15 protein-coding genes are annotated in these 21213 nt (G+C 73.0%); 3 read left to right on the top strand and 12 right to left on the bottom strand.

Annotation, left to right across the window (positions count from 1 at the left end; all coding sequences use genetic code 11):
• The first annotated feature begins 211 nt into the window (after positions 1 to 211).
• The 3 genes from ACFVWY_RS28805 (at position 212) to ACFVWY_RS28795 (ending at position 6384) form a co-directional block, all read left to right on the top strand.
• Complete coding sequence (locus tag ACFVWY_RS28805) at positions 212 to 2938, top strand: lysylphosphatidylglycerol synthase domain-containing protein (protein ID WP_389877545.1); 2727 nt, start codon at positions 212 to 214, stop codon at positions 2936 to 2938.
• 121 nt (positions 2939 to 3059) lie between these two features.
• Entirely contained in the window at positions 3060 to 4661 is a 1602-nt protein-coding gene (locus ACFVWY_RS28800) for an alpha/beta hydrolase (protein WP_389877544.1), read from the top strand.
• A 139-nt stretch (positions 4662 to 4800) separates the two neighbouring features.
• Positions 4801 to 6384, top strand: a complete 1584-nt coding sequence (locus tag ACFVWY_RS28795; RefSeq protein WP_389877542.1) for an alpha/beta hydrolase — start codon at positions 4801 to 4803, stop codon at positions 6382 to 6384.
• A 68-nt stretch (positions 6385 to 6452) separates the two neighbouring features.
• Here the strand turns inward: ACFVWY_RS28795 and moeZ are convergent, their stop codons facing one another.
• The 12 genes from moeZ to ACFVWY_RS28735 form a co-directional block, all read right to left on the bottom strand.
• Positions 6453 to 7631, bottom strand: a complete 1179-nt coding sequence (moeZ, locus tag ACFVWY_RS28790) for an adenylyltransferase/sulfurtransferase MoeZ (protein WP_389877541.1) — start codon at positions 7629 to 7631, stop codon at positions 6453 to 6455.
• Positions 7632 to 7716: 85 nt separating this feature from the next.
• Positions 7717 to 8544 carry a spherulation-specific family 4 protein gene (locus ACFVWY_RS28785; RefSeq protein ID WP_389877539.1) on the bottom strand — a complete coding sequence of 276 codons (828 nt, stop codon included), beginning with the start codon at positions 8542 to 8544 and terminating at the stop codon, positions 7717 to 7719.
• Positions 8532 to 9497 carry an NAD-dependent epimerase/dehydratase family protein gene (locus tag ACFVWY_RS28780; RefSeq protein WP_389877537.1) on the bottom strand — a complete coding sequence of 322 codons (966 nt, stop codon included), beginning with the start codon at positions 9495 to 9497 and terminating at the stop codon, positions 8532 to 8534. Before ACFVWY_RS28780 ends, ACFVWY_RS28785 begins: the two co-directional genes overlap by 13 nt.
• A gap of 155 nt (positions 9498 to 9652) precedes the next feature.
• Entirely contained in the window at positions 9653 to 11164 is a 1512-nt protein-coding gene (locus ACFVWY_RS28775; protein ID WP_389877626.1) for a hypothetical protein, read from the bottom strand.
• Positions 11157 to 12911 carry a DUF3492 domain-containing protein gene (locus ACFVWY_RS28770; RefSeq protein WP_389877536.1) on the bottom strand — a complete coding sequence of 585 codons (1755 nt, stop codon included), beginning with the start codon at positions 12909 to 12911 and terminating at the stop codon, positions 11157 to 11159. Before ACFVWY_RS28770 ends, ACFVWY_RS28775 begins: the two co-directional genes overlap by 8 nt.
• A gap of 190 nt (positions 12912 to 13101) precedes the next feature.
• Positions 13102 to 14697, bottom strand: a complete 1596-nt coding sequence (locus tag ACFVWY_RS28765; protein ID WP_389877534.1) for a dipeptide ABC transporter ATP-binding protein — start codon at positions 14695 to 14697, stop codon at positions 13102 to 13104.
• The gene (locus tag ACFVWY_RS28760; RefSeq protein ID WP_389877532.1) at positions 14694 to 15683 is read right to left on the bottom strand and encodes an ABC transporter permease; all 990 of its coding nucleotides are present in this window, start codon (positions 15681 to 15683) and stop codon (positions 14694 to 14696) included. Before ACFVWY_RS28760 ends, ACFVWY_RS28765 begins: the two co-directional genes overlap by 4 nt.
• On the bottom strand, positions 15680 to 16663 hold the full coding sequence (locus ACFVWY_RS28755) for an ABC transporter permease (protein WP_389877530.1): 984 nt from the start codon (positions 16661 to 16663) through the stop codon (positions 15680 to 15682). Before ACFVWY_RS28755 ends, ACFVWY_RS28760 begins: the two co-directional genes overlap by 4 nt.
• A 2-nt stretch (positions 16664 to 16665) precedes the next feature.
• Positions 16666 to 18390 (bottom strand): ABC transporter substrate-binding protein, encoded by a 1725-nt coding sequence (locus ACFVWY_RS28750; RefSeq protein WP_389877528.1) that lies wholly within the window; start codon positions 18388 to 18390, stop codon positions 16666 to 16668.
• A gap of 224 nt (positions 18391 to 18614) precedes the next feature.
• Complete coding sequence (locus ACFVWY_RS28745) at positions 18615 to 18710, bottom strand: Ms4533A family Cys-rich leader peptide (protein WP_389877527.1); 96 nt, start codon at positions 18708 to 18710, stop codon at positions 18615 to 18617.
• Positions 18711 to 18878: 168 nt separating this feature from the next.
• Positions 18879 to 20201 carry a DUF3152 domain-containing protein gene (locus ACFVWY_RS28740; protein ID WP_389877526.1) on the bottom strand — a complete coding sequence of 441 codons (1323 nt, stop codon included), beginning with the start codon at positions 20199 to 20201 and terminating at the stop codon, positions 18879 to 18881.
• Positions 20202 to 20209: 8 nt separating this feature from the next.
• Entirely contained in the window at positions 20210 to 21175 is a 966-nt protein-coding gene (locus ACFVWY_RS28735; protein WP_389877524.1) for an alpha/beta fold hydrolase, read from the bottom strand.
• Positions 21176 to 21213 lie beyond the last annotated feature (38 nt).

The following is a 21213-nucleotide window of genomic DNA, read 5'->3' as shown; positions in this document are numbered from 1 at the left end:
CCGTACGCCACCGACATCGCGGCCCCACCTGTTTCAGCTGTCGGATCATCAGGTGTGCGGGCGGCGTCGAAGGGGCGTATCTTGCGCTTCGCGCGTCGGTGCGGTGCACCCTGGCGCCGCCCTCCGCCGCCGGACCGTGCCACCATCGTGCGGACGGTGACCGGTGATACGAGAACACGAAGACCCATCAGAGGCGACGAAGGAGCAGGGCGTGCAGCCACCGAAGGCGGCGGACGCCCCTGATGCCGAGCCGCGACCCGATACCCCCGGCACGGTCGGCTCGACGCTCTCGGCCGTCGCCGAGGAGCAGGCCGAGCGCGTCTCGGGGGACGAGCCGCTGCTCCCCGCCCGGGTGCACCGCCCCTCCGACCTCATGCGGCTCCTCATCGGTGTCCTGGCGGTCGCGGTGCTCTTCGCGTTCGCCGCGTTCGCCCACGGCACCACCACCGGCCTCGAACAGGACATCACCAAGGGCACCGGCCAGGCACCCGACCTCCTGATCAAGATCGCGGGCCTGGTCTCCAGCATCGCGGTCCTGCTCGTCCCGGTCGTCTTCGCCATCGAGCGGCTGATCAAACGCGACGGGCTGCGGATCGCCGACGGGGTGCTCGCCGCCGTACTGGCCCACGGCGTCACGCTCGCCGCCGACCTCTGGGTCGCCCAGTCGGCCCCCGGCACCATCCAGGACGCCCTGACCCAGCCGCAGCCGGGGGACGCGCTCAGCGACCCCGTGCACGGCTATCTCGCTCCGGTGATCGCGTACATGACGGCCGTCGGCATGGCGAGACGGCCGCGCTGGCGGGTGGTGCTCTGGGTGGTGCTGCTGCTCGACGCCTTCGCGATGCTGGTGGGCGGCTACACCACCCCGTTCTCGATCATCCTCACCGTGCTGATCGGCTGGACCGTGGCGTACGGCACGCTGTACGCGGTCGGCTCACCGAACGTACGGCCGACCGGCCAGCACCTGATGGCCGGTCTGCGCCGTGTCGGCTTCCGCCCGGTCAGCGCGATGCGCGCCGACGAGACGCTCGACTCGGGCGACCAGAGCGACCGGGGGCGCCGCTATCTGGTCTCCCTGGAGGACGGGCCTCCGCTGGATGTGACGGTCGTCGACCGCGAGCAGCAGGCCCAGGGCTTCTTCTACCGGGTGTGGCGCCGCCTCACCCTCCGCGGCATCACCGAGCGCCGCTCCATCCAGTCGCTGCGCCAGGCCCTGGAACAGGAGGCGCTGCTCGCGTACGCGGCGATCGCCGCCGGGGCCAACGCGCCCAAGCTGATCGCCACCTCCGAGCTCGGGCCGGACGCCGTGATGCTGGTGTACGAGCACATCGGCGGCCGTTCCCTGGACGCCCTGGAGGACGCGGAGATCACCGACGAGCTGCTGCACGGGGCCTGGCGGCAGGTGAAGGCGCTCCAGTCGCGCCGGATCGCGCACCGCAGGCTCACCGGTGACGCCATCCTGGTGGATCGTTCCGGCACGGTGTTCGTCACCGATCTGCGCGGCGGTGAGATCGCGGCCGGTGATCTGGTCCTGCGGATGGACGTCGCCCAGCTGCTCACCACCACCGGTCTGCGGGTGGGAGCGGAGCGGGCCGTCGCCGGGGCGCTGGAGGTGCTCGGCCCCGACGCCGTCGCGGACTGCCTGCCGCTGCTCCAGCCGATCGCGCTGAGCCGCTCCACCCGGGCGGCCCTGCGGCGGCTCGCCCGGGAACGTTCGCAGCGGGAGCGCGAGGCGGTGCTGGCGGCCTCGGACGCGGCGAAGCGGGCCAGGGCGCAGGAACACACGGCCCAGCCCGCCGTGTCCCCGGACGGCGGGGCGGACACCGGCCCGAAGACCGGCGCCAGGACCGACCGCAAGGCACTGCGCAACCAGAAGCAGGCCGAGAAGCGTGCCCTGGACGACGCCCTCGAAGAAGCCCGCGAGGAGGACCTGCTCAGCCAGATGCGGCGCCAGGTGCTGCTGATCCGGCCGCAGGCACCGGTCGAACCGGTGCGGCTGGAACGGATCAAGCCGCGCACCCTGGTCAGCTGCATCGCCGGGGCGATCGCCGCGTACTTCCTCATCTCGCAGATCACCCAGCCCGATTTCGGCGCGGTGGCCGAGCAGGCGGAGTGGGGCTGGGTGGCGGCGGCGGTGGGCTTCTCCGCGCTCAGCTACGTGGCGGCGGCGATGAGCCTGCTGGGCTTCGTTCCGGAGCGGGTGCCGTTCGGGAAGACGGTGCTGGCGCAGGTCGCCGGTTCCTTCGTGAAGATCGTCGCCCCGGCCGCGGTCGGCGGAGTGGCGCTGAACACCCGCTTCCTGCAGCGCGCCGGGGTGCGCCCCGGGCTCGCCGTGGCGAGTGTCGGCGCCTCGCAGCTGTTCGGCCTCGGCTGCCACATCCTGCTGCTGGCCGCCTTCGGCTACCTGACCGGCACCGAGAAGACCCCGTCCTCGCTCACCCCGTCCAGGACGGTCATCGCCGGGCTGCTGACGGTCGCCGTGCTGGTGCTGGTGGTGACGGCCGTCCCGTTCCTGCGGAAGTTCGTGGTGACCCGGGTGCGGTCGCTGTTCGCCGGGGTGGTGCCGCGCATGCTCGACGTGGTGCAGCGGCCCCAGAAGCTGCTGACCGGCATCGGCGGAATGCTGCTGCTGACCGGTCTGTTCGTGATGTGCCTGGACGCCTCGGTCCGGGCGTTCAGCGGTCCGGACGTTCCGCATCTGAGCTACGCGAGCATCGCGGTGGTGTTCCTGGCGGGCAACGCGCTCGGGTCGGCGGCGCCCACCCCGGGCGGAATGGGGGCGGTGGAGGGCGCGCTGACGCTGGGTCTGATCGCGGTCGGGCTGCCGAAGGAGGTCGCGGCCCCCGCCGTGCTGCTGTACCGCCTGCTGACGCTGTGGCTGCCGGTGCTGCCCGGCTGGCTCTGCTTCAACCACCTGACCCGCAAGGGTGCGCTCTGACGCCCCCTCACCCCTCGGTCGGGGGCGGCCGGGAGGCCAGTCGGGCGACGCCCCGGCCGCCCGCCACCCGCTTGGACCGGCGCCCCGTGCAGGGCCCCGGGTCACGCCGCACCATGGACGCATGAGGACCTCCCCTGCCCTGCGCACCGCCGCCCTGACCGCCGCCGCCACCCTGCTCCTGCCCCTCACCGCCTGCTCGAAGAGCGACGGGAGCGGCCCGGCCGGGTCACGGAACTCGCCGGTCGCCGCGAACGCCGCCGAGGCCAGCAGCTCCGGCGACCTCGGCTCCCAGAAGCTGACGTGGCAGCCCTGCCCCGCCCCGTCCGCGGCGCAGGGCGGCGGAAAGGCGCCGTCCCCGCTGCCCGGTGGCACCCCCTGGGAGTGCACGTTCATGAACGCGCCGCTCGACTACGCGAAGCCTGGGGGCGACACGATCCGGCTGGCCCTGATCCGGGCCGCCGCCAAGGACAAGGACCAGCGGATCGGCTCCCTCCTCTTCAACTTCGGCGGCCCGGGTGCCTCCGGCGTCGCCACCCTGCCCGCCTTCGGCACCGACTACGAGAAGCTCCGCGCGCGCTACGACCTGGTCAGCTTCGACCCGCGCGGCGTCGGCCGCAGCGAGGGCGTGAAGTGCGAGGACGACAAGCAGCTCGACGCCCGCTACGAGAGCGACGCCACCCCGAACAACAGCGAGGAGGTGGACTCCCTCGTCAAGAACACCAAGACGTTCGCGCTGGCCTGCAAGCAGAAGTCCGGCAAGCAGCTCCCCTATGTCGGCACCACCGACGCCGCCCGGGACATGGACCTGATGCGCCAGGTGCTCGGTGACCAGAAGCTGCACTACTTCGGGATCTCCTACGGCACCGAACTCGGCGGCGTCTACGCCCACTTGTTCCCGAAGAACGTCGGCCGGGCGGTGCTGGACGCGGTGGTCGACCCCACGCAGGACACCGAGCAGGCCTCCCTCGGCCAGGCCAAGGGCTTCCAGCACGCCCTGGACAACTTCACCCAGGACTGCGTGGACCGCGGTGACGCCTGCAAGCTGCCCGGCTCCACCTCCAAGGAAGTCGAGCAGCACATCTCCGAGCTGCTCGACCGGCTGGAGAAGAAGCCCATCCAAGGGCTCGGGCAGCGCCACCTGACGGAGTCCCTGGCGATCACCGGCATCGCCGCCGCCCTCTACTCCAAGCAGACCTGGCCGCTGCTGGAACAGGGCCTTGACGAAGCCGACGGCGGCAACGGCGGACTGCTCCTGGCCCTTGCCGACTCGCTGAACGGGCGCTCCCAGAACGGTCGTTACGACAACTCGATGGCCGCCAACACCGCGATCAACTGCGCCGACTCCAAGCAGCGGTTCACCTCCGGCCAGACCGAGGCCAAGCTCCCCGACTTCCGCTCCGCCTCGAAGATCTTCGGTGACTACCTGGGCTGGTCCCTGATGACCTGCACCGGCTGGCCGGTGGCGGGCGCGTGGAAGACCCCGGACGTGAGCGCCCCGGGCTCCGCCCCCATCCTGGTCATCGGCAACACCGGCGACCCGGCGACCCCGTACGAGGGGGCCAAGGCGATGTCCGACGCGCTGGGCAAGGGGGTCGGCGTGATGATGACGTACGAGGGCCAGGGGCACGGCGCGTACAACAGCGGCAACGCCTGTGTGCAGCAGGCCGTGGGCGGCTACCTGCTGGACGGCAAGGTCCCCTCGGCCGACACGGTCTGCAAGTAACGCCTCCCCCCGGCACGTACGCCTCAGGACTGCCGCGTGGTTCCCGGCGGGCGTGCGACGACCGCTGCGGAGCAGCCCTTAGCATGGGCGGCCTCTCTCGGCTCCGACGCCGAGCAGCCCCATCGGGAGGACGTACCACGTGGCCGTACACGCACGCGCCGGAGCCCTGGTCTCCGCCGCACTTCTGCTGACCGGGCTGCTCGCGGGCTGCGGCGGAAGTACGGACGGGAGTACCGGCGGGAGTACGGACGGGGGCAGGGACCGCGCGGGCACGTCCCCGGCCGGTTCCCCGTCCGCCGGGGAGCCGGGCCCGCCCCGGCTCCCCGCCTCCCTCACCTCCCAGCGGCCGGACTGGAAGCGGTGCGAGGCCCGCGCCGGGGAGAGCGCGCCCGGCTCCGAGTGGCGCTGCGCGACGGTCCGGGTGCCGCTGGACTACGCGAAGCCCGACGGCGACACCCTCGGGATCGCGCTGATCCGCAAGCGGGCCGCGAACCAGGGCCGACGCCTCGGTTCGATGCTCTTCAACTTCGGCGGCCCCGGCGGCTCCGGCGTCTCGACACTGCCGCGCGCCGCCGGTTCGTACACGAACCTCAACTCCCGCTACGACCTGGTGGGCTTCGACCCGCGCGGGGTCGCGGGCAGCGAGGGCGTGAACTGCCGCACCGACAAGGAGCAGGAGGCCGACAACCAGAAGGTCGACATGACGCCGGACACGGCGGCGGAGGAGGCGGCCTTCATGAAGTACGGCGCCGACTTCGGCGCCGGCTGCGCACGCCGCTCCGGCACGGTCCTGCCGTACGTCGGCACGTCGAACGCCGCCCGGGACATGGACCTGATCCGCGAGGTCCTCGGCGACCGGAAGCTCACCTACTTCGGCATCTCCTACGGCACCGAACTCGGCGGCACCTACGCGCACCTCTTCCCCGCGCGCGTCGGGCGGACCGTCCTGGACGCCGTCGTCGACCCGACCGCCGACGCGATCGGGCACGCCCGCAACCAGGCGACCGGCTTCCAGCGGGCCCTGGACAACTACCTGACGGCCTCCGGACAGGACCCGAAGGACGGCACCCGGCGCATCGCACGGCTGCTGGAGCGGATCGACCGCACGCCGCTGCCGACCGCATCGGGCCGCGAACTCAACGAATCGCTGGCCATCATCGGCATCGTCGCGCCGCTCTACTCCAAGTCCAGCTGGCCGGTCCTGACCCAGGCGCTCGACGAGGCCGAGAAGAGCGGCACCGGGAACGCCCTGCTCCGGCTGGCCGACGCGTACAACGGCCGGGACGCGCGGGGGCGCTACACCACCGAGAGCCACTCCCAGCGTGCCGTCGCCTGCGCCGACAGCAAGCTCCGGCCGACCACGGACGAGGCGCGGGCGCTGCTGCCGGAGTTCCGGAAGCTGTCCCCGGTGTTCGGCCCGTTCCTGGCGTGGGACACCGCCGGGTGGTGCGCGCGGTGGCCGGTGGCGGGCGAGCGCGAGAACCCGGAGACGAGCGCCCCGGGCGCCGGTCCGGTGCTGGTCGTCGGGACGACCGGCGACCCCGCGACCCCGTACGAGGGCGCCCGGCGGATGGCGGACGAGCTGGGCAGGGGCGTGGGGGTGCTGCTCACCAACAAGGGCGAGGGGCACGGCGCGTACGGCCAGAACTCCTGCGTGACCTCGGCCGTGGACGCGTACTTCCTCGACGGGGCTGTCCCGGAGGACGGCACGACCTGCTCGTGACGCCGGGCTGGAAGGGTGAAGGGGCCGGTCCGTGCGGACCGGCCCCTTCACCCTGAGCACACGGTGTCTCAGTACACCGGCTTCTCGGGCTCGATCTGGTTGACCCAGCCGATCACTCCGCCGCCCACGTGCACCGCGTCGGCGAAGCCCGCCGACTTGAGGACCGCGAGGACCTCGGCGCTGCGGACGCCCGTCTTGCAGTGCAGGACGATGCGCTTGTCCTGCGGAAGGTCCTGGAGGGCGTTGCCCATCAGGAACTCGTTCTTCGGGATCAGCCTGGCGCCCGGGATCGAGACGATCTCGTACTCGTTCGGCTCGCGGACGTCGATGATCTCGATCTTCTCGTCCGCGTCGATCCACTCCTTGAGCTGCTTGGGAGTGATCGTGGAACCGGCCGCCGCCTCCTGGGCCTCCTCGGACACGACGCCGCAGAAGGCCTCGTAGTCGATGAGCTCGGTGACGGTGGGGTTCTCGCCGCAGACCGCGCAGTCGGGGTCCTTGCGGACCTTGACCTGGCGGTACTGCATCTCCAGGGCGTCGTAGATCATCAGCCGGCCGACCAGCGGGTCACCGATACCGGCGAGCAGCTTGATGGCCTCGTTGACCTGGATGGAGCCGATGGAGGCGCAGAGCACCCCGAGCACACCGCCCTCGGCGCAGGACGGGACCATGCCCGGCGGCGGCGGCTCCGGGTAGAGGCAGCGGTAGCAGGGGCCGTGCTCGGACCAGAAGACGGACGCCTGGCCGTCGAACCGGTAGATCGAGCCCCAGATGTACGGCTTGTTCAGCAGCACCGCCGCGTCGTTGACCAGATAGCGGGTGGCGAAGTTGTCCGTGCCGTCCACGATCAGGTCGTACGGGGCGAAGATGTCCATCACGTTGTCGGCTTCGAGCCGCTCCTCGTGAAGGACCACGTTCACGTACGGGTTGATGCCCAGCACCGAGTCCCTGGCGGACTCGGCCTTGGAGCGCCCGATGTCGGACTGGCTGTGGATGATCTGGCGCTGCAGGTTCGACTCGTCGACCTCGTCGAACTCCACGATGCCGAGCGTGCCGACACCGGCCGCGGCCAGGTACATCAGGGCCGGCGAGCCGAGACCTCCGGCGCCGACACAGAGCACTTTCGCGTTCTTCAGTCGCTTCTGTCCGTCCATCCCGACATCCGGGATGATCAGGTGGCGGGAGTACCTGCGGACCTCGTCGACGGTGAGCTCAGCGGCTGGCTCGACCAGGGGTGGCAGCGACACAGGAACCTCAACAATGCAGGTGGTCGGTTTCTACGTACTTCGACTGCGTACGGTTGTTCTTCCGGTAACACTGCCACGCCCCCTCTCATTCCGAGATACCTGGTCCGATCCGCGAGACGATTTCGTCCCAGTACCTGGGCAGCGTCGTGAAGGGGTCGTTCTGTCCGCGTTGGCCGTCTCGATCCGTGAAGAAGATCGTGCCCGCGCCCTGCCAGCGGGCGACCCGCATCGCCTCGTCGAGGTGGGTGCGCGGAACCCCGTGGACGAAGTGCGCGAACCGCTCCGGCGGATAGGAGGCGGTCCACTCCGCCACCTGGGACCAGCGGTAGTCGGTCCACCCCCCGTTGAAGGTGACCAGCTGGTCGGCGGCCTCGGCGTAGCCGGGGTACGGGTGAGTGCCCACGCCCAGCACCAGCGGCCCGCTCCCCCTCCCGTACGGGCGGCCGCCGTGCTCAAGGAACGCCGCGAGCGTGCTGGTGAGCCGGCGCACCACCGGGAGGTGGCTGCGCTCGGCCGGGCAGCGGTCGAGGTAGAAGCCGTCGACGCGGTACCAGTCGAGGAAGCACTGCGCGTCGGCGATCAGCTCGGCGAAGAGGCGGCTGCCGTACGCCAGGTCGAGATGGCCTAAGAGCCGTCCGCCCGCCGCCCGCGCATCCCGCGGGCCCTGGCCGTGCCCGGTCCGTCCGTGGGCGTGGCGGAGCCGTCCCACGGCCTCCAGGCAGTGCGGGTCGGGGCGGGCGCCGGGACCGTTGTCGATGTTGAGCACGGCCCAGTGCAGCGGCGTGCCGGGCCGGGCCAGTTCGGCCCACTCGGTCGGCGCGAGCAGCGGATGCGCGTACCCGGGCACGCCGAAGCCGAGCCGCTCGGCGCCGCTGGTCCGGCGGGCGGTGCCGGGGCTGGTCAGATGCGGCACGCCGCCTCCATCCAGATGTCCGCGAGGGACTCCTCCAGATTGATCCGGGGGCGCCAGCCGAGCCGGTCCCGGGCGGTGCGGACATCGGCCTGCTGCCAGGCGCCGCAGCCGTCCGGGTAGGGCGACGGGGTCGCCGAGAGGTGCTCGATCACCGACTCACCGGAGCTGCGCGGGGCGCCGATGGGCAGCCGGGACGGGGGCGCGTCCAGCTCGTGGAGCGCACCGGCGAACCCGGCGACCCTGGCGAGGACGGCGGCGGCGTCCCGCAGGCGCACGGCCCGGCCGGTACCGATGTTGACGACGCCCTGGGCGGCGGAGAGCGAGGCGGCGTGCACCGCGCGCGCGACATCGCGTACGTCCACGAAGTCGCGCTGCACGCCGAGGCCGCTGAGCTTCAGCTCGCCGTCGCCGGACTGCATGGCCCGGCGCATCGCCTCGGCCAGCCGCCCGAGCGGGGAACCGGCCGGGGTGCCGGGGCCGACCGGCGAGAAGACCCGCAGCACGACCGCGTCGAGGCCGGAGCCGAGGACGAGTTCGGTGGCGGCGAGCTTGCTGACCCCGTACGGGCCGCCGGGGCGCGGGACGGCGTCCTCGGCGGTGGACGAGCCGGGCTGCGAGGGCCCGTACTCCGAGGAGCAGCCGAGCTGGACGAGCCGGGCGGTGCAGACGCTGCGCCGCATGGCCTCACAGACCGTGGCAACGGCGACGGTGTTGTGCCGGGTGAGGTCGCGGGCCCCGCCGCGGGTGGCGCCCGCGCAGTTGACGACGACTCCGGGGTGGACGGCGTCCAGGAAACGGGTCAGCGCGCCGGGGCTGCCGCTGGCGAGGTCAAAGCGTACGTCGGCGTCGTCGCCGCGGCCGAGCGCCGTGAGGTGCACGGCGGGGTCGGCGAGCAGCCGGTCGGCCACGAAGCGGCCGAGGAAGCCGTTGGCTCCGAGCAGCAGAACCCTCATCGCGCGCCCCCTCGGCGCCGACGGCCAGCTGCCGGGGAAGGGGGTTGGGGGGTCATGTCCGGTGTCTCCTTGGGGATGTGAGTGCGGTGGAAGGGCAGTAACCCGCGGCGTCGGCTCCGCGGGGCAGGCGTTGGCGGTGAGGTGACTGGTGTGGGTTACGCGGCGACCGGGCCTTCGTCGACCGGCCGGGCGGTGCTGTGGGCGGATGCGCGGGAGAGGACTGCGGTGGCCGCGATCAGCAGTCCGAGCGCGGCTCCGCCGCAGGCGACGGCTGGCACCACTGCGGTGCCGGCCGTCAGGACAAGAAGGTCTACGGGGCGGGACAGGAGGTGGAGCCCCGGCAGCCGTCCGGCCAGCACCAGCGCGGGGGCCAGTGCCTCGGCCGCGCAGGCGGCGGCCAGTCCGCCGGTGGCGATCCCGGGGAAGCCGTGCACGGCGAGCAGCCGGGCGGCCAGGAGCAGCAGCCCGAGCGCGCCCGCCCCGGTGTACGCCCCGCCGCCCCCGTACGCCCGGTGGGCGAGGTACAGCAGGCCGACGACGGCGCAGAGATGGAGTGCGACGGCCCCGAGGAGCAGGGGGCGCACGCCCGCGCCGAACTCCTCCAGCGCGCGGCTGCCGATGAGTCGTCGCCGGGCGTGCAGGGAGAAGAGGTGCGCGCACCAGACGGCCGGGACGAGCGCGAGGGCCAGGCCGAGCAGCGGTGCGGGGGTGAGCGCCCAGGGGCCGTCGGGGCCACCGCTGAGTACCTGGTCGAGCAGGGGTTCGCCGTACAGGACGTAGCCGAGGAGCCAGCAGGTGTACGCCGTGGCCGTGGCAGAGGGGCGGGCCCCGGTGCGCAGCGGGCCGCTGCGCAGGACGAGCGCGAGCCCGGTGAGTACGGCGAGGGCTCCGGCGGAGCCGATCGCGAGCCGGGCCCGGCCGCCGAGCACTCCCTCGGTGAGGGCGAGCGCCCCCAGGGTCGCGGCGCAGGCGGCGCCCGGCAGGAGGGCGCGCAGGGTCCAGGCGGCGCGGGTCGCGGTGTCGCGTGCCGGAGCCTCCGGCGCGCTCGTGCGTCCGGTCGGCGAGCCGGGCATCCGGGCGAAGAGTTCCTCGGCGAGCGAGAAGACGTCGCGGTGCCGGTAGCGGGCGGCTGTGCGGTCGGTGACGCCGTGGGCTTCGAGCCCGGCGGCGAGCTCCAGCGGATCGACGGCCCGCTCGCACAGCTCGCGGTGCCGGTGCATCAGCGAGCGCACGGGGTCGGCGGGACCGCGGCGCACGGCGGTGGTCCGGCGCGCCGGGTGCCCCGGCGGGGCGGAACACGCGATCTCGGGGGCGCGGACGGAGCCGGAGGGGAGGGCGGAGCCCGGGGCGCGCGACGCCACGGGGGTGCCGGTCGTCAAAGGCGTGCCGGGCGCCGCGGGGGTATCCGGTGCGCCGGATACCCCCGGCACATCGGAGACACCCGGTACGTCGGAGACACCCGGTACGTCGGGTGCGCCCGGTACATCGGGCGTCGCGGGGTTGCCGGAGGTGCCGGGCACCGCGGCCGGGCCGTCCATGGTGGTTCCTCTGTGGTCGTCGCCGCCCGCCCCCGCCTTCCCCGCCCCCGCGCGGCCGGGACCGTTGCGGTCCTGTCCGGCGCGGTCCGGGGCGGAGGTCTCGCGTCCGGTCTGTCCCGCCTCATACATCGCGGTCACCCGCCTCCCGTGCGCCCGCGCAGATGGTCCGGGGTGCGACGGCCCAGCTGGGCTTGCGGCAGACGGCGGCGGACCGGACGGTGTCCGCGGCGGTCCAGGCGTCCAGGACGTGCGCCTCCGGAGGCATGGCGAACGGGCGCGGCCCTCCGCCGCCGCCCCCCGTCACCGCCTGGCCGCGCACCGGGGCCCGCGCGATCAGCTCCAGGTAGAGGCCGTGGAAGGCCGCGAGGTTCTGTTCGACGGTGAACAGTTCGAGCGCCCGAGCGCGCGCCGCCGCACCGAGCCGTGCACGGCGCTCGGGATCGCGCAGCAGCGCGAGACAGGCACCGGCCAGCGCCCCGGGGTCACGCGGGGGCACCACGAGTCCGGTGCCGCCGATGGTCTCGACGACCGCGCCGACGTCCGTGGAGACCGTGGCCCGGCCGCAGAACATCGACGCGACGAGACCGGCCGGAAACCCCTCGGCCACGCTGGACAGGACGGCGACCCCGCCCGCCGCGTAGGCGTCCGGCAGCGCGGATACCCCGGCCCCGCCCAGCTCCTCGAAGGAGACCGCGGCATCGGCGGACAGCCGCGCGGTGAGCGCCCGGCACCGCGCGAGATACTCCTCGCCCTCCGGCCCCGGCACCGGGGTACCGATGATCCGCAGCCGGGCCCCCGGCTGCGCCGTGCGCACCTGCGCGAAGGCGTGCAGCAGCGTGAGCAGGTCCTTGGCGGGCTCGATCCGGCCGACCCAGACCAGGGTGTCGTCGGGGCCGCGGTCGCCGCTCTCCCCCAGTGCCGTGAAGGGGTCGCAGTCCATGCCGGGATGGACCGTGCGCAGCTTCGCGCGGTCGGCGCCGCACCGCTCCTGCCAGCGCCGCGCGTGGGTGTTGCCCGCGGTGACGATCGTGGCCTGCCGGTACACCTCGGTGGCCAGCCTGCCGTGGAAACGCGCGAGCAGGGCGCGCGCCGGCGCGTTCAGCGGGGCGTCGCTCGCGGCGAGGTAGTGCTCCCGAAGCCGTACGCCGTCCTCGCTGACCAGCAGCGGCGTCCGGAAGAAGCGCTTGGCCAGCAGCCCCGGGAGGGCGGCGGCACCACCGGAGGCCGTGTGGCAGAGGTCGACCGCGCCGAGACCCCGTTCGTCGTACCAGTCGAGCGAGAGCGGGCGCAGTGCCCGGCCGAGCTCCTGCGCGAAGGCGAGGAGGTCCGGGACGGTGGCGCGCTGCACGGTGCGCCCGGCGCCCCGGGCGCGGCAGGCCGCTTCGAGCACCTGTACGGCGGATTCCGAGCGGAGGGCCGCGGCCAGTCCGCCGTGTTCGCGGGCCAGTTCGGCCAGTCCGTACAGGCCGTCGGCGAACCGGGGGTCGGTGTCGGCCGGACCGCGGACGGCGGTCTCGTCCTCGCCGCCCGCCGCGCAGACCGAGCTCACGAGGTCCGCGAGCCGGTCCGTGAACCACTGCCGCTCGCGACGGCCGTACGCGCGGGCGGCGCCGCCCGTCGCCATCCGGGCGAACAGGCCCTTCGGGCCCCGGGCGCCCGGGAGGCGCTCATCCGCGGTCCACAGATGCGCCGTGCGCACCCGCCCCGCGTGCGCCGGGAGCGGGGGCCGGTCCCGCGCCTCCCGCTCGACGGAGCGGACGAGAGCGAAGAGGTCGAACTCGTGCTGCGGGAGTCCGCGTACCAGCCGGTCGCACCAGAGCCCGGACTCACCGGCCGCATACGGATATCCACCGTCGGTGAGAAGTCCGATCCGCACGAGTACACCCCCGCTCTCCCTGGTCGGTGGCCACCGCGGAAACGGCGGCTCACAGCGGGAAGACCGTAAGCGGATACGCCGGTGGTGCGACGGACGGTTGTCCGTCGCACCACCGAAAGGGGTGAACCGTCGTAACCTTCCCGCCCCGGCGACGTTTTGTTGCGCAGGAAATACGGAAGATCACTCAGCGTCAAACGGCGGCCAACTCCTTGCGGGCCGCGCGGCGCACCGCCGCCAGCGCCGGATCGAGCGCGGGCACCGCCGCCAGAAGCTGGCGGGTATACGGCTCCTTCGGATCTCCGTACACCTCGTCCACCGTGCCCTGCTCGACGATCCGGCCCTGCCGCATGACCACGACCCGGTCGCTGACCTGGCGCACGACGGCGAGGTCGTGCGCGATGAAGACCAGGGCCAGTCCGAGTTCCCGCTGGAGCCGTGCCAGCAGCGCGGTCACCTGGGCCTGGGTCGTCACGTCGAGCGCGGAGACGGCTTCGTCGCAGACGATCAGCTCCGGCTCGGCGGCCAGTGCGCGGGCGATCCCGACGCGCTGGCGCTGCCCGCCGCTGAACTCGTGCGGGTAGCGGTCGTAGCCCTCCGGGCCGAGGCCGACCCGGGTCAGCAGCTCCGCCACCCGGGCCCTGATCGCCTTCTCGTCGCGCTGCCCCGCGGCCCGCAGCGGGTCGGCGACCGACTCGCCGACCGAGCGGCGCGGGTTGAGCGAGGAGACCGGGTCCTGGAAGACCATCTGCACCCGGGCGTCACGGGTGAGCCGCCCCGAGGTGGGTTCCAGCAGCCCGACGAGCATCCGGCCGAGCGTGGTCTTGCCGCTGCCGCTCTCACCGACGATGCCGAGGGTCTCGCCGCGCCGCACGGTGAGCGAGACCCCGTCGACGGCGGCGAGCACGCCCTTCCCCCGCCCGAAGACCTGCCGTACGCCGTCGGCCTCGACCAGCACCCGCGCACCGTCCGCCGGCCGCGGGCCGGAGGCGGCGCGCGGCCCCGTCGTCCGCGGCCCCGTCACCCTCGGCACCGCCGCCAGCAGCTCCCGCGTGTACGGTGCGCGCGGGGCCACCAGCACCTGGCCGACCGGCCCCCGTTCCACCTCCCGTCCGGCCCGCATGACCAGCACCTCGTCGACCGACTCCGCCGCCACGCCCACGTCATGGGTGACCAGCAGCAGCCCCATGCCGGTCTCCCGGCGCAGCTCGTGCAGCAGGTCCAGGATCTGGGCCTGGACGGTGACGTCCAGTGCGGTGGTCGGCTCGTCGGCGATGAGCAGCCGGGGCTCGCAGGCCAGGGCCATCGCGATCAGCGCCCGCTGCCGCATCCCGCCGGAGAACTCGTGCGGCCGGGACCGGGAGCGCCGGGCCGCGCCGGGGATGCCGACCCGGTCCAGCACCTCCACCGCGCGGGCCCTCGCCGCCCGGCGGGAGGTTTTGTTGTGCACCCGGTACACCTCGGCGATCTGGTCGCCCACCGCGTAGTACGGGTCGAGCGAGGACAGCGGGTCCTGGAAGACCATCGCGGCTCCGGCGCCCCGCAGGCCCCGCAGCTCCGCGTCGCTCGCGGCGGTCACGTCCACCCCGGCGACCCGGACCGAGCCGGTGACCTTGGCGCCGGTGCCCCGGTGCAGTCCGAGCAGGGCGTACGCCGAGGCGCTCTTGCCGGAGCCGGACTCGCCGACCACGCCGAGCGCACCACCGGCCTCCAGCGAGAACGACAGCCCGTCCACCGCCCGTACGTCGCCGAACGTGACCGTGAGACCGGAGACTTCGACCAGACTCATGCCAGTACCACCCGTCGGTCGGCCATCGCCTGGAGGATGTCGGCGACGGTGTTGGCGAGGACGACGAAGAACCCGGTGACCAGCACCAGACCCACGACGACCGGAAGGTCCACGTGCTTCACGGCGTCGACCAGTTCGCGGCCGACCCCCGGAATCCCGAAGAGTGATTCGGTGAGCACGGCGCCGCCGAACATCGAGCCGACGTCCAGTGCGCCGAGCGCGATCACCGGCGCCAGCGCGCCGCGCAGCGCGTGCCGCCCGACGAGCGCCCGCTCGCCGACCCCGTACGCCCGGAAGGTGCGCACATGGTCCTCGGCCAGGGTCTCCAGCATCGAGGCCCGGGTCATCCGGGCGTACGGCGCCGCCGACACCAGGGCCAGCGAGATCCACGGCAGCAGCAGGTTCCAGGCCCACTGTTCCGGGTCCTCGGTGAGCGGCACGTAGTCCGGGAAGGGCAGGATCTGAAGCGCCGTGACCAGGATGATGATCAGCAGCAGTCCGATGACGAAGACCGGGGTGGCCATGCCGGCCAGGGTGATCCAGGTGAGGACCCGCTCGGTGGGGCGCCCGCGCCGCCAGACCGAGAGCAGCCCGGTGCCGACGCCCAGCAGCATCCACAGCACGAAGGCACCGAGCGCGAGCGAGGCGGTGGCCGGGAGCTTGGCCAGGATCAGCTGGGTGACCTGCTGGTCGCTCTGGTAGGAGAGCCCCAGGCAGGGCGCCTGGCAGTGCAGCACGCCGGTCCCGGTCGAGTAGTCGCGGCCGGTGAGGAGCCCCTGGAGGAAGTGCGCGTACTGCACGTACAGCGGATCCTCCAGGTTCAGTTGCTCGCTGACCTGCGCCACCTGGGCGGGCGAGCAGCGCGGACCGCAGGCGATCTGCGCGACGTTGCCGGGGGCGACGTAGAAGGCCGCGTAGACGGCGACGCTGAGCACGAACAGGACGAGGACCGCCCCGCCGAGGCGTCGGAGCAGGAACCACTTCACGCGTCGGCCTCCTTCTTCCGTCCGGTGCCCACCCGCAGCCGGGATGCGGCACGCGGGTCGAGCGCGGTGCGTACGCCCTCGCCGAGGACGGTCAGCGCCAGCACGGTGACGAAGAGCAGCAGGGCGGGGATGAGCAGGTAGACGGGCGCCGCCTGGTACCAGGTGTCGGCGTCGCTGAGCATCTGTCCCCAGGACGGGGTGGGCGGTTTGATGCCCACCCCGAGGAAGGACAGGGCCGCCTCGACGACGATGTTGCCGGGGAAGAGCAGCACGGCGTACGTGATGACGGGGGCGGCCAGGGCGGGCAGCAGCTCGCGACGGGCGATCTGCCAGGAGCCCCAGCCGCTGAGCCGGGCGGCGGCGACGTGGTCGCGCGACTTCAGCGAGAGCGTCTGGGCGCGCACGATCTTCGAGATGCCGGACCAGCCGACCAGGCCGATGATCACGGCGATCAGGACCGGGCGGGGGAAGCCGGCGGGTACGACGGCGAGCGCGCCGAGCGCGATCACCATGACGGGCAGCGCGACCACCACATCGGTGACCCGGCTGAGCAGCTGGTCGACGAGACGGTTGCCGAGCCCGGCCGCGAGGCCGACGACGACACCGATGACCACCTGGAGCAGGGTGGCGGCCAGCGCCACGCCGAGCGAGACCCGGGCCCCGTACACGACGCGCGCGAACAGGTCGCGCCCGGTGAGCGGTTCGACGCCCAGCCAGTGCCCGGCGCTGATCCCGCCGAACGAGCCGAGCGGCACCCCGCCGGTGGCGGAGTCGACGAGGTCCGGGTGGTACGTGGTGGGGTCCTGGCCCTCGACGGCGGTGAGCAGCGGGGCGGCGAGCGCGGCCAGGAGGAGCAGGGCGACGACGGCCGCGGCCGCCAGCGCCGAGCGCCGGGTGCGCAGCCGCCGCCAGAACGGACGGGCCCCGGAGGCGGGGGCCCGGACGGCCCCCGCCTCCTTGGCCGCAAGTGCGTCGGCCATGGCTACTTGACCGCGACCTGCGAGATGTCGAGCACGCCGGTCCAGTCGCTGATCACGACGTTCTTGACGGCCTCGCCGTACAGGCGCTTGTAGACCGGGTGGAAGAGCGGCACGGTCAGGGCCTGCTCACCGACCTTCTTGTCCAGTGCCCCCCAGCGCTTCGCGGCGGCGTCCAGGTCGGTCAGCTTGTTGATCTCGTCGATCTCCTGGTTGACCGCGGGGTCGTTCAGCTGTCCGGAGTTGAAGTTGTAGCCGGACCTGACGATCTGCCGTCCGTCGAAGACCGGCGCGAAGAACGGGCCCCCGGACGGCCAGTCGGCGCCCCAGCCGCCGAGGAAGAAGCCGGGCTCGCTCTTCACGTTGTAGACGGTGTCGGAGTAGTCGTTGCTCTCCAGGCCCTTGAGCTGGACGGTGATCCCGGCCTTCTTCAGCGCCTCCTGGAGCGCGGTGGCGATCTCCGGGCCGGTGGCGAAGTCCTTCTCGTTGGAGTGGGTGAGGGTGACGGTCAGCCCCTTGGGGTGACCGGCCTCCTTCAGCAGTTCCCTGGCCTTGGCCGGGTCGCCGTTCTTCCCGGCCGGGAAGTGGTCGTAGGGCGTGTGGCCGAAGGCCGCCTGCTCGGGCAGGAAGGTGGTGGCGGGCTCGGCGAGCGAGGAGCCCCCGGCCGCGTTGATCACGGAGGAGCGGTCGACGGCGTACGCGATCGCCTGGCGCACCTTCGGGTTGTCGAAGGGCTTCACCTTCGGGTTGAAGGCGATGTAGTTGGTGTAGCCGAAGTGGCCGGTGCCGACGCGGTCGGCGAGCTTCTTGTCGCCGGTGACCTTGGCGAGTTCGGCCGGGCCGAGGTTGGTGTCGGTGGTGACGGCGGCGGCGTCGGCGCCCTGCGAGGAGGACAGCCGCTGGTTGATGACGGCGGGGTCGAGACCGGAGCGCACGTCGATCCGGTCGGGGTAGGCCCTGCGCTGGTCGTCGGTGGCGGCCGACCAGTGCGGGTTGCGCTCCAGGATCAGCCGCTCGCCGTCGCCCTCGTTGCTGACGACCTTGTACGGACCCGAGGAGAGCGGGTGCTCCTCGTACCTGGTGCCGGTGTCCTTGGCCTTCGGAACCGGGGTCGTCTGGGTCTGGGTGGCCAGGAAGGGGAATTCGCCCTCCGGCTTGTTGAGGTGGAAGACGATGGTCTTCTCATCGGGCGTCTCGATCGAGCCGAGGCCCTTCTTGTCCTTGTACGGGCCCTGGTAGCCGGCCCCTCCGATGAGCCAGTCGCGCAGGTAGGGGGCGCCGCCGGAGAGTTCTCCGGCGAAGGAGCGCTCGATGCCGTACTTGATGTCGGCGCTGGTGATCGGGGTGCCGTCCTCGTACTTCAGCCCGTCCTTGAGCGTGTACGTCCACACCGTGGCGTTCTTGCTGGGGCGGCCCAGGTCGGTCGCGAGGTCGGGGACGACCTTGGCACCGGCCGCGCCGTCCGCCCGGTTGCGGGTGGTGAGCGTACGGAAGACCAGGGACGGAACGTTGCCGCCGCCGGAGGTGTAGAGCCGTGCGGGGTCGAAGTCCGACTGCGGCTTGCTGTTGAGGACGGTGAGCGTGCCGCCCTTCACCGGCTTTCCGGCCGCCCCGGCGGCGCCGTCGCCGCCCTTCTTGTCCTCGGGCCCGCAGGCCGCGGCACTCGCGGCGACGACGAGTACGGCGGTGGCGGCTGCCACGCGGCGGGCTGTGACGGACGGTTGACGCATCGGAAGATGACCTCTCGGGTGTACTGCCTGGGATCGGGACGTGAGAGTCCGCGCGGGCAGCGGCGAGAGGTGGGGGGTACGGCCGGCCGACCGGAAAGAACGGTCGGGGGGCACCGGTTCACTGCCGCGCCTGCGGACAAAGGTGTGTCCGGGGCGGCGGTGACGCGGGGCGGTGACGGCCCCTCAGGGGCCGGACCGCGGGCGGACGCGCGCTCGGACAGGCGTCAGCAACAGTGGATGTCGGCGACACTGTGCCCGGTCACGCCGATGAGCGCCAGTTCGATGACTGCGCGATCGGGGGAGACGGGGCCGTGTGACATGCCGAGAAATATGGTTCAGCGCCGGAGCACTGTCAACGCGATTCGAGACAGTCATCTCACTATGTGGGCGAGATGTGGGTGCGGGCACACCACGCTCCGCGTACGGCCGGGAGCCGGGAGCGGCACGAGGGCGGGCCCACGGCATCCGCAGGCCCGCCCGGAATGCGCTCAACTACGCGGATACGCCCAGGGGTTGGGGCGGCACTTGATGTCGTCGATGTCCAGCGACTTGGTCTGCTGCTGCATCACGGGGGCGAGCGCCCCGGGCGTGCCGCAGCTCACATGGTTGTGCCCCAGCCGGTGGCCGACCTCATGGTTGATCAGCATCTGGCGGTACGCGAAGAGTCTGTCCGGCCCGAAGGTCGACGAGCCCTGCGCCCAGCGGTAGGCGTTGATCATGACGCGCTCGGTCGCCGCGGAGTCGCAGCTGACGTTGTCCACGGTGGTGTCCAGCCGGGACTTGGCGCACCATTCGGCGGTGGTGCCGGGGCTGGCCAGGGTGATCACGAAGTCCGGGTCGTCGGCGGAGACCCGCTCGAAGGTCATCGCCCCGTCGTGCGCCCAGCTGCGGTCGTCGTTCAGGGTCTCCTGGACGGCCCGCGCGAAGAGCGCGACATCCAGGCCGAGGCCCTTCTCGACGTCTATCCGGTAGCGGTACGTGCGCCCGCTCCCCGGGGCCTTGGCCGTGCCGGGCACCGCCTCGAACTTCCCGGACGACGTGAGTTCCGGATCCAGCGGATACGCCCTGGCCATCTTCTCGGGGTACGAGAGCGGCTTGACCCGCACCGGCTGCGGGGTTCCCCGGTCGTCCGAGCGGGAGGCGTCGCCGGAGCCGCCCCGGTCGACACCCGGGGGCTGGGCCGCGGTGCTGCCGGAGCCGCCGCCCTGGGCTACCTGACCGGCCACCACCACCGCGAGCACGGTGGTCACCGCGGCGGCGGTGATCCCGGCGAAGGTACGGCCCTTGCCCCCTTTGCCGCCCTTGGCCGGGGCGTCGGCCGAAGGAGCGGGCGGCTGCCCGTCCCCGTCCCCGGCCGCGGTGTTCGGACCGGCGGGGCGGGCCGGGGGCGCTGCGGGCCCGCTCGGCGCGGACGGTACGGCCGGTTCGCCGAACGCCTCGACGAACTCGCGCCGCGGGCCTGGTATCAGCGGCCGGCCGTCGGCCGTCGGCCGACCCCGGTCCGGCTTCTGCGGCCGGGCCGGGGGGCGCGGCGCGGCGGACCGGGGCTCGTCGATCCGGAAGCGGGGCTGCGGGCCGGTGCCCCAGCCGCCGCCGGGCTCGTGCTGCTCGGGGTGGCCGCCACGGACATCGCCGGGCTGCTGGAACGGGGCGTGCCCCCCGGAGCCGGCCGGTACGTCCGCCTGCTTGCGCCGACGCCCGGTGCCGGGGTGCGGCGAACCGGTGGCCCCGCGCCCGCCGCCCGCTTCCGCGTCGGCGGCCTCACTCTCGACCCCCGAGGGTTTGGGGCCCTTTCGGCTGTGTCGTCCCACGCCCCGGATCAGCTCCCGCCACGTTCGTCGAGCAGTTCCCCGAAGGCCTGGGCGACCGCCTCCGGGTACTCCATCATCGCCACGTGCCCCGCGTCGGGCAGCGTCAGCAGCCGCGCGTCCCGAAAGGCCGCGGACGCCTTGCGCGCCATCCGGTACGAGACGAGCTGGTCCCGTCCGCCGTACACGAGCAGGGTCGGTGCGAGCACCCGCTCGGCCTGGCGCCACAGTCCGTGCTGCCCGCCCAGCGTGTACGCGTCGACAATGCCACGTGCCGAGCGGGCCATCGCATCCCAGAAGTACGGCAGCGCCATCCGGCGTTCCATTTCGGCCACCGCCTCGCGGAATCCGGCTTCGGTGACCCGCGCCGGATCGCCGTAGCAGAGCGCCATCACCCCGCGGGTGCGGTCCTCCGCCGTCCAGTCCCTGGACATCCGGGCGAACAGGGCCGCAATCCCGGGCACCGCGAGCAGCCCGGTCGGCACGGCCGTCCGCTGCACCCGGATCTCGGGCAGCGCGGGCGAGATCAGCGTGAGGGTGCGCACCAGGTCCGGACGGACGGCGGCGACCCGGGTGACCACGGCACCGCCGAGCGAATTGCCGAACAGGTGGACCGGCCCGCGCTCCCTGGCGTCGAGGAAACGGATCACGGCACGGGCGTGCCCGGTGACCGAGTAGTTGCCGTCGTCCGGTGGCGGGGAGTCACCGAAGCCCGGCAGGTCGACCGCCTCGCCGTCCACGGCGTCCTGGAGCAGCGGCATCAGCGCCGACCAGTTGTGCGAGGAGCCGCCGAGCCCGTGCACGTAGAGCGCGGGCGGCAGTCCGGCCCGCCCCGCGGGCCGGGACCGGACGGTCAGGGTCAGCCCGGGAAGGGCGACGGACCGCAGCTCCTTCCCCTCCACTGCTCCCCCGAGGCCCGGCGGAGTCGGCACCGCGGCGGTGACGGCACGGATTCCCGGCAGCTCGGTCGAAGACATGCGGCAATGTTACGAGACGATCACACCTCGATTCATGT

This window comes from Streptomyces sp. NPDC058195 (genome assembly GCF_042883525.1).
Lineage (GTDB): Bacteria > Actinomycetota > Actinomycetes > Streptomycetales > Streptomycetaceae > Streptomyces.
The sequence above is the reverse complement of the archived record's forward strand: the minus strand, read 5'-3'. Positions and strand labels throughout refer to the sequence as shown.

Excerpts from the sequence above, each read along its gene's own strand:
- ACFVWY_RS28800 (WP_389877544.1), top strand. The coding sequence starts at position 3,060 with ATGAGGACCTCCCCTGCCCTGCGCACCGCCGCCCTGACCGCCGCCGCC.
- ACFVWY_RS28780 (WP_389877537.1), bottom strand. The coding sequence starts at position 9,497 with ATGAGGGTTCTGCTGCTCGGAGCCAACGGCTTCCTCGGCCGCTTCGTG.
- ACFVWY_RS28775 (WP_389877626.1), bottom strand. The coding sequence starts at position 11,164 with ATGTATGAGGCGGGACAGACCGGACGCGAGACCTCCGCCCCGGACCGC.
- ACFVWY_RS28765 (WP_389877534.1), bottom strand. The coding sequence starts at position 14,697 with ATGAGTCTGGTCGAAGTCTCCGGTCTCACGGTCACGTTCGGCGACGTA.
- ACFVWY_RS28755 (WP_389877530.1), bottom strand. The coding sequence starts at position 16,663 with ATGGCCGACGCACTTGCGGCCAAGGAGGCGGGGGCCGTCCGGGCCCCC.
- ACFVWY_RS28750 (WP_389877528.1), bottom strand. The coding sequence starts at position 18,390 with ATGCGTCAACCGTCCGTCACAGCCCGCCGCGTGGCAGCCGCCACCGCC.
- ACFVWY_RS28745 (WP_389877527.1), bottom strand. The coding sequence starts at position 18,710 with ATGTCACACGGCCCCGTCTCCCCCGATCGCGCAGTCATCGAACTGGCG.
- ACFVWY_RS28735 (WP_389877524.1), bottom strand. The coding sequence starts at position 21,175 with ATGTCTTCGACCGAGCTGCCGGGAATCCGTGCCGTCACCGCCGCGGTG.